We start from the raw sequence: 7,002 nt of genomic DNA, 5'->3' as shown, positions 1-7,002 counted from the left end.
ACTATAGCGTTATAAAATTTATCATGGAATTTTTGAAGCCTCGCAAGCTCGCTTTGCATTTCGTCCTTAGCGATTTTTGCAGCTTCACCCAAACCAACTACAAGTGGAGTTGGAAGTGTTCCAGATCTGAAGCCCCTCTCTTGCCCGCCGCCGTAAATGATAGGCTCTAGGCGGACTCTTGGACGACGACGCACATATAAAGCACCAATTCCCTTGGGCCCATAGATTTTATGCCCTGAAATACTAGCTAAATCAATATTCATCTCCTCAACATCAATCGGGATTTTGCCAAAGGCTTGGGCTAAATCCGAATGGAAGAAAACCCCTTTTTCACGAGTGATTTTCCCAATCTCTTTAAGAGGCTGAATCACGCCAATTTCGTTGTTCACAGCCATTATTGAAACGACTAAAGTTTCATCAGTAATAGCATTTTTTAATGCAGTAAGATTGATAAAACCCTTTTTATCAACCGGCAGATAAGTGACCTTAAACCCCTCCATTTCTAAGTGCCTACAAGTATCCAGCACGCATTTATGTTCAGTTTTAACGGTGATTATATGCTTTTTCTTATCGCCATAAAACCCAGCCAAACCGCTAATTGCAAGGTTGTTTGATTCAGTTGCACCTGATGTAAAAATTATCTCTTTTTCATCAGCATTTATAACGCTTGCAACATTTTTGCGGGCGATTTCTACCGCGTCCTCAGCCTCCCAGCCATAGCTGTGGGAGCGAGAGTGAGGGTTTCCAAACTTCTCAAGAAAGTATGGCTTCATAGCCTCAAAAACGCGAGGATCCATAGGGGTGGTTGCCTGATAATCCATATATATAGGCTTTTGTTGCCCCTTATTATTATTTGCATAAGCAGTTGTAACTGCGCAAGAATCTGTATTCATTTTTCAACCCTAGATTGATTTTAATTTCACCCTCTGCAAAATTGCAGATATTTTACAAGATGATTTTGTTTATCTATATCAAATGCTTAATTCTACTTATCTGCAAAAATGCAGATAATTTTATTTTTTTAGCATTTTTAGGCAAAAATAGATTTTGCTAAATTTTTGCTACTTTTCCCCTATGTGTCACCCCGCATTTATTGCGGGGTTAACCATAAAATACGCTCAAATTTAAGTGTAGAACACTTTCAACTATTAACCCCGCAATAAATGCGGGGTGACAATTTGAGATTAAAGCACTTAAACCTATCTTTATCTAACAATACACATTTTAGCCCTCAGCCTAAACCTCTCTCAAAGGTAGTTGTGTAATTGACAATAGCAATAACCTACTATTTTAGTAAACTATATAATGTTAGTGTAATTATAATCAAGATTAATAATATTAAAATAACTTTATAATTCAGTTACTTGATAATGATTATCAAATGCGTAGTCATACCTGCGAAGGCAGGTATCTAGCGGAAGACAATTATGGATACCGGACAGCTGATTTTGTAACGCTTTCTTGCAGAAATCTAACAAAATCTAGCTTCCGGTATGACAAAATTAGGTTAATTACAAAGCAAAATTTTTTATAAAATCCAAAAACTTATCGCACTCTTCTTTTGTATTAAGCCAGCCTAAACTTAATCGGATTGCACATTTTGCAATATCATCTGGAATATTCATCGCCTTCAAAACATGAGAACTATTTACACGCCCAGAAGAACAAGCTGAACCACTTGAAACTGCAAAACCAGCTAAATCAAGCTTTATAAGCATAGTCTCTGCAGGCTGATTTGGAATTGCGAATAATATTGTATTAGGTAAATGGTTAGTGGTTGATGGTTTATTGTTAATGGGAAAAAACACAATATCTGGGTTAATTTTCTTAAGTGATTCTATCATATAATTTGTGAGGGCGGAAGTGTGGCTTTGATATTCAGCAAGGTTTTTTATGCTATCCTCAACTGCTTCTGCAAAGCCAAGAATTGCTGGCAGATTTTCAGTGCCACCCCTTAAAAAACCCTCCTGACCACCACCAATTATAAAAGGTGAAATTTCTAAACCCTTCTTGATAACAAACCCCGCAACACCTTTTCCACCGCCAATTTTATGAGCAGAAATGGTTGCCATATCAACACCCAAATTATTAAAATCAAATGATATTTTGCCAAGTGCCTGCGATGCATCAGTATGCAGAAAACCCTTATTTGCAAAAACGATTTGTTTAATTTCTGATAAATCTTGCACTATTCCCGTTTCATTATTTGCAAGAATTATTGAGGCAAGAAAGGCCTCGCCATTAAATGATTTTATAATCTCCTCAAAATGAGCGAGGTTAACTTTACCAAACTCATCAACTTGAACAATTTTAACATTGGGCTTACTTGCAAATTTTAATATTGAAGTATGCTCAACCGCAGAAATGATATAATTTTTAATATTTGGTAGGCAGTGAAAAATCATATTATTGGATTCCGTGCCAGAGGAAGTGAAAATGAGCCCCTGCCCTTCTGCCGCTATATTCTGCAAAATTTTATTACGAGCTTTGGTAAGTAGAGATTTTGCCGTTCTGCCAAATGAATGAATTGAAGACGGGTTAAGCGGGGCATCAAGCGATTGCAAGATGGCCTCCCTCGCACAAGGCTTTAATGGCGTGGTTGCGTTATAATCAAAGAATATTTTATTATTGTTTTGCATTTCTATTAAAGTGGCAATGACATTTTAATTTATTAAAAAATATTCTCAATTAGATAAAATTATTATAATGTAATGTAAATTCAAAATTTACCAATGAACAAAGAAGCTGAAAGATTGCCAAATATTTGGGTGCTGACTGATGAAGTTGCAGGACATAATGCACAATCTATAGGCGTTGCAGAAGCATTGGGCTTACCCTTCATAAAAAAGAAAATAATCTATAACAAAAAGGCAAAGTTGCCAAATTTTCTGATTTGCAATGATTTTTCTTCAGTTGATTCTAAGAAATCTGATAGTTTGCATGGCAACCCCGATATTGTAATTTCCTGCGGAAGAAAACTTGCACCCGTTGCACTCGCCATCAAAAAACGAGCCAAAAAAGCAAAAATCAAAACTTATACTTGCCATATTATGTGGTGTGGGCTTTCAAAATTTTTTGGGTTTGATTTAGTTGCATTGCCCTCTCATGATAATATAAATTTTTTAATCGCAAAAAATAAAAGAATCTTAAAAACTATTGGCGCACCGAATAGAATAAACAAAGATTTTCTTCTGCAAGAATATAAAATTTGGGGCAGAACCATTGGCGAGCTTCCAAAACCAAGAATTGTAGTTTTGATTGGTGGTAATTCTCGCAAAACGAACTTTACAAAATATCACTCCGAGATTTTGGTGAATAGGGTTACGAATATTGTTTCAGAGCTTGGGGCTTCACTTTTAGTAACCAATAGCCGAAGGACTAATCCTGAATTATCAGATTATATTAAGGCGGAATTCAAACATAAAATTGGAAGATATTATTATTTTCATGATGTGCATCAATCTAAAGCGAATCCATTTTTTGCTTTTCTACAATTAGCGGATTGCGTTATCACAACTGGCGATTCAATTTCAATGTGTAGCGAAGCATGCACAATTGGTAAACCAGTTTTTATATTTTCACCAGATGGCAACGCCCCACCAAAGCATAGAAGATTCCACGAGCTTTTATATAAAGGCGGCTATGCCAGCGAATTTAATGATGATAATATTAGAAAAATTATTTCTAGCAAAAATTTGAATAGCCTCAACGCAAGTAAGATTCTAAACACCGCCTCACTAATCGCCGATAGAATTAGAAATGATTTTTAGTAAATTAAATAAATTAAAAAAATCAGAAAATAATAATTATTTAATTAAATTAAATGGAGAATTAATTTCCTATAGTTTGGAATTATCTAGAAGAAGGTCTATTTCCCTAACCATCAACAAGAATGCAGAAATAAAAATTAAAGCCCCAAATAAAATTTCAAAAAAATATCTTGAAGATTTTATTATTAAAAAATCTAATTGGATAATTAAAAAAAGAGATTTTTTTATCAAAAACCAGCACCTTATTCATCAAAAACAAGAATATAAAAATGGAAGCCAATTCAAACTCTTAGGTGAAAATTACCAGCTTTTTTTCAAGCAAAACCTAATTAATAAAATTGAAATAAATAAATTAAATAAAATAATTATTTATAATTTTATTAAAGAACCAAATAAAAATAAAATAATTAAAAATATTGATAAATTCATTCAAGAATTTGCAATTGCATATTTTTATGAAAGGCTGGAAATTTGTAAAATCATCGCTAAAAAAGAAAGGATTTTTTTTAATAGAGAGCTTAAATTTCGCAAGATGAAATCTAAATGGGGAAGTTGCTCAAGGGGTGGGGAAATCAAGCTGAGTTACAGCCTGATTAAAGCCCCAGAAAAATCTATTGATTATGTAATTCTGCACGAATTATGCCATTTGAGGGAATTTAACCATAGCAAAGATTTTTATCAACTCTTAGAAAAATTAATGCCGGATTGGCAAATCCACAAAAATAATTTGAAAAATATTTATAGCGATTTTGGGGAGTGAGAGAATCAACTACCTAATCTCAAATAAACTGCGGAAATTTGATATATCAAACATTTTCTGAACATGACCAACAGGGCTTTGCAGAATAAGTTCAACATTGTTTTTCTTAGCTTCTTCACGAGCAACTAAGAACATTCCAAGTGCAGCAGAATCAATAAATTCAAGGTTGCTAAGCTCAATTATAACAGAGGTAATTGTTTTACTTGCAATAATATTTATAACATTTCTAAAGCTTTGGTGATCAGAAAAAGTGAATTTTCCAGAAAGAGAAAATTCGCAAGTTGAACCATTTGTAGTTTTTTTCAAATTCATAATAATAATATTAAAATAATTCTATATCGTCATCTTTTTTAACAGATGAGCTAGGCTTTGGTAAGTTCTGCTCCATATGAACACCATAACTTGAAACTATAACATCATATGAAGATTTTAATTCAGATAGAACTAACTTATTTTTAATATCCTCACAAACATCTTTATTATTTTTATAAAGGTTTAAGGATAAATCATCTTTTTCATCAAGATAAAATTTTCCAAATGATATTATCATAGCTTTAACGGTTTCAAGCATTTGGCATATAAAACCAATATATTGAGATACTTTATCTTGGAATTGCATTTGCATAACCATTCCAGAAATAGAATTTGAAATTTCACGAGAATTTTCAGCAGTTCCAGCAAGAATTTTTGCAAATTCACCAGTTTGATTCATCAAAGCACCCATTAAACCATCTAGGGTTTTCTTAACTGAAATATTTTCAGACATATCTGTCGTTGCAACCTCATTAAGAATATTATAGCCATTACTAACGCTGTTGGTAACAACTGAGATTTTATTATTCATTTCATCAGAGAGTTTATTAATCTCTTTTGAAACATGGCGAACTTCATCAGCAACAACGGCAAAGCCTTTTCCAGCCTCACCAGCCCTTGCAGATTCAATAGTTGCGTTGAGAGAAAGCAAATTTGTTTGCTTGTTTATGGCTTGGATTTTGCCATTAAATGATTGAATATCCTTGATAGATTTCATCGCATCATCAAGGGAATAAACCATATACATTGATTTCTGCGAAACGAACATAATCTTTTCAACCGCACTTGAAAATGCTGAGTTGAATAGCTCAAAAAAGCTAGACATTTTTATCTTTTCATTATCAACAAATAATGTTTCAGAGCGTTCTATAACTGTTTCAACGGTTTTAGATTGTTGCATAGAGTTTTCAGCTAAAAATACAAATTTTTCATTTATTTGCTTTGCACTAACTTCTACGATACTTGATAATTCTTTTAATTTGGCAATCGTTAAATCAATTGATGAAATTATTGGAATATAAATCTTTTCCCATTTATCTTTCGCACCTGAAGAAGATTTGCTTTGCTGATTTTTTTTAATAAAATCATCCAATAGAGAATCCACACTTTTCTCAGGCTGAACTTGGTTTGCTTTAACTTCCTGCCTATCTTCAAATGTTTTTTTAGCAAGTAATGACATAATATTATTTTTTATTTTGTTTCTCCTCCTGTTAAGGGGGGAGGGGGGATTATATTTTTTATCGCACCCTAGCAAAATTTATCATTGCGTTTGGTAGTTTTGATAGCGAAACTTGCTCATCCACTGCACCGGCCAAATAAGCTGCTTTTGGCATTCCATAAACCACGCAAGAATCCTCATCTTGACCGAAATTAAAGCAACCCGCCTTTTTCATCTCAAGCATTCCTTTTGCACCATCTCTACCCATTCCAGTTAGTATAACACCGCAAGCGACCTTTCCAATATTTTTCGCAACAGAATCAAACAAAACATCAACAGATGGTATATGACCTGATACTTTATCGCCATACTTTACAACACAAGCTAACTGAGAGCCTCTTTTTATAACTTCAAGATGCATTCCACCCGGTGCAATGTATACTTTGCCTACTTCAATTAAATCGCCGTTTTCAGCTTCTTTTACACTTATTTGACAAATTTTATTGAGCCTTTCAGCGAATGATTGTGTATATTTGGGTGGCATATGTTGGGTAATGACAATCGGCGGAAAATTTTTTGGAAGATTGGTTAAAATATCTTTCAAGGCCTCAACACCACCAGTTGATGAACCAATTGCAAAAAGAATATTTTGCTTGAAATTAAATTGATTGGCATTTTCTAAAATTGGGTTTTTCTTAATAATTTCAGATTCTTTCGCCTGCCTGAATTTAACTTTTGAAGCATTTTTAACCTTTGAGATTAATTCATTTGATAATTCTTCAGAATTAAAATCAGTGCTAGTAGTTTTAGGAACATAATCAACAGCCCCTGCTTCTAGGGCTTCTATTGTGCTATCCGCACCCCTCTGTGTAAGTGAAGAACTCATCACAACTGGCATTGGCCTTAGTGCCATTAATTTTTTTAGGAAAGTAATACCGTCCATTCCGGGCATTTCAATATCAAGAGTGATAACATCAGGGTTTAGCTCTTTAATTTTATTT

General features: G+C 33.7%; 7 protein-coding genes. 2 read left to right on the top strand and 5 right to left on the bottom strand.

The annotated features are described in order from the left end of the window. Together SFT90_07875 and SFT90_07870 are read right to left on the bottom strand one after the other, a co-directional pair. Nucleotides 1-821 (bottom strand): aminotransferase class V-fold PLP-dependent enzyme (locus SFT90_07875; protein ID MDX1950392.1); only part of this gene is annotated, 821 nt, incomplete at its 3' end. Between the two features lie 690 nt (nucleotides 822-1,511). Next, nucleotides 1,512-2,639 carry a cysteine desulfurase family protein gene (locus SFT90_07870; protein ID MDX1950391.1) on the bottom strand — a complete coding sequence of 376 codons (1,128 nt, stop codon included), beginning with the start codon at nucleotides 2,637-2,639 and terminating at the stop codon, nucleotides 1,512-1,514. A gap of 93 nt (nucleotides 2,640-2,732) precedes the next feature. Here SFT90_07870 and SFT90_07865 point away from each other — a divergent pair, with 93 nt between their 5' ends. Together SFT90_07865 and SFT90_07860 are read left to right on the top strand one after the other, a co-directional pair. Then, complete coding sequence (locus tag SFT90_07865) at nucleotides 2,733-3,770, top strand: ELM1/GtrOC1 family putative glycosyltransferase (protein ID MDX1950390.1); 1,038 nt, start codon at nucleotides 2,733-2,735, stop codon at nucleotides 3,768-3,770. Beyond that, a complete protein-coding gene (locus SFT90_07860; GenBank protein ID MDX1950389.1) occupies nucleotides 3,760-4,530 on the top strand; it encodes a SprT family zinc-dependent metalloprotease in 771 nt (256 codons plus the stop codon). The genes SFT90_07865 and SFT90_07860 overlap by 11 nt, the downstream gene beginning before the upstream one ends. 9 nt (nucleotides 4,531-4,539) lie before the next feature. On the opposite strand, the gene SFT90_07855 is transcribed toward SFT90_07860, so the two are convergent. From SFT90_07855 to SFT90_07845, 3 genes are all read right to left on the bottom strand, one after another. Further along, nucleotides 4,540-4,842 (bottom strand): STAS domain-containing protein, encoded by a 303-nt coding sequence (locus SFT90_07855; protein MDX1950388.1) that lies wholly within the window; start codon nucleotides 4,840-4,842, stop codon nucleotides 4,540-4,542. 10 nt (nucleotides 4,843-4,852) lie between these two features. Further along, on the bottom strand, nucleotides 4,853-6,022 hold the full coding sequence (locus tag SFT90_07850) for a methyl-accepting chemotaxis protein (GenBank protein ID MDX1950387.1): 1,170 nt from the start codon (nucleotides 6,020-6,022) through the stop codon (nucleotides 4,853-4,855). A gap of 58 nt (nucleotides 6,023-6,080) precedes the next feature. Continuing rightward, a partial coding sequence (locus tag SFT90_07845) for a chemotaxis response regulator protein-glutamate methylesterase (GenBank protein MDX1950386.1) occupies nucleotides 6,081-7,002 on the bottom strand: 922 nt, incomplete at its 5' end.

The sequence above is a fragment of the Rickettsiales bacterium genome (assembly GCA_033762595.1).
Lineage (GTDB): Bacteria > Pseudomonadota > Alphaproteobacteria > Rickettsiales > UBA8987 > JANPLD01.
The sequence above is the reverse complement of the archived record's forward strand: the minus strand, read 5'-3'. Positions and strand labels throughout refer to the sequence as shown.

Excerpts from the sequence above, each read along its gene's own strand:
- SFT90_07870 (MDX1950391.1), bottom strand. The coding sequence starts at position 2,639 with ATGCAAAACAATAATAAAATATTCTTTGATTATAACGCAACCACGCCA.
- SFT90_07865 (MDX1950390.1), top strand. The coding sequence starts at position 2,733 with ATGAACAAAGAAGCTGAAAGATTGCCAAATATTTGGGTGCTGACTGAT.
- SFT90_07860 (MDX1950389.1), top strand. The coding sequence starts at position 3,760 with ATGATTTTTAGTAAATTAAATAAATTAAAAAAATCAGAAAATAATAAT.
- SFT90_07855 (MDX1950388.1), bottom strand. The coding sequence starts at position 4,842 with ATGAATTTGAAAAAAACTACAAATGGTTCAACTTGCGAATTTTCTCTT.
- SFT90_07850 (MDX1950387.1), bottom strand. The coding sequence starts at position 6,022 with ATGTCATTACTTGCTAAAAAAACATTTGAAGATAGGCAGGAAGTTAAA.